A 1,169-nucleotide genomic window follows, 5' to 3' on the forward strand; every position below is an offset into this window, starting at 1 on the left:
TCGAGTCGTGCCTGCATCTCATCAAGAACATCTTCGTGCTCCCAGCGCGCTACACGACGTTGAGGGCCTGGCGTGCAGTCCCCTTTTAGCGAACACTGCTGGCAATTCGAACTCCAGTACTTACCGATCTTTAGCCCGCGCTCAACGGTTGAGAATCGCCAGATGAGCGGCTCGTCTGCTGGGCATCGATATTCGTTGGTCATTGCGTTGTAAATGAAGTCTTCCTTCCCGAAGCGTCCGTGAGCCGTTGCGCTCGATGTCACTGTCTTCGGAACGAACACTTCTATTCCAGCCTTATGACATGCGAGTATCTCCTCGCTCTTATAGTAGCCGCGGTCTGCAACTGCGGTGAGCTTGTCGACGCCTATCTCTGCACGGGCAAGCTTCGCCATGGACGTTAGCTGATCGCGATCAATGCCATCATTAGTGACCACGTGCGCGACGATCAGATGATGCTTCGTGTCAACCGCCGTCTGGACGTTGTAGCCGACGACTCCGGTTCCTCGCGTCTTCATAGAACGGGCATCCGGATCCGTGAGCGATACCTGACCGTCCGGTGCTTCGTTTAACTTGATCTCGATCTCTTTGAGGCTTCGCATCTGTTTCTTCAAGGCTGCAATCTTGTCCTGCAGTCGCTCTGTTCTGGCCTTCGCGATTGCAGGCTCCTGACGATCCGCTGTATCCAACGCCTCGAGATAGCGAGCAATACTTGACTCGATGTCGCGCATGCGTCGTTCGAGTTTAGCGCTCGTGAAGTTGCGGTCGCGGTGGTTCACTGCCTTGAACTTGCTGCCGTCGATCGCAACGAATGCTTCGGCGAAGAGGTCCAGACGCTGGCATAGCATGACGAACTGACGACAGACGCTGCTGATCGCTTTGCCGTTGTCTTTACGGAACCGCGCAATGGTCTTGAAGTCCGGCGCGAGGCGGCCCGTAAGCCACATCAGTTCGACGTTGCGCTGAGCCTCGCGTTCAAGGCGACGGCTGGATTGAATACGGTTCAGGTAACCGTAGATGTATATCTTGAGCATCACCCCCGGATAATACGAAGGCCGACCCGTCAACGCCGGATCAACACCTTCAAACCCGAGCTTATGAAGATCAGGCTCTTCTACAAAAACATCGACTACGCGCACGGGGTTGGTGTCCGTCACGTAGTCGTCAAGTGC

Annotated in this window: 1 protein-coding gene; it reads right to left on the bottom strand. The window is 55.3% G+C overall.

Annotated features, from left to right (window positions below; all coding sequences use genetic code 11):
* On the bottom strand, nt 1-1,169 hold a 1,169-nt coding region (locus AWB81_RS43270), incomplete at both ends, for an IS1182 family transposase (protein WP_062644738.1).

This window comes from Caballeronia arationis, from assembly GCF_001544975.2.
GTDB lineage: Bacteria > Pseudomonadota > Gammaproteobacteria > Burkholderiales > Burkholderiaceae > Caballeronia > Caballeronia arationis.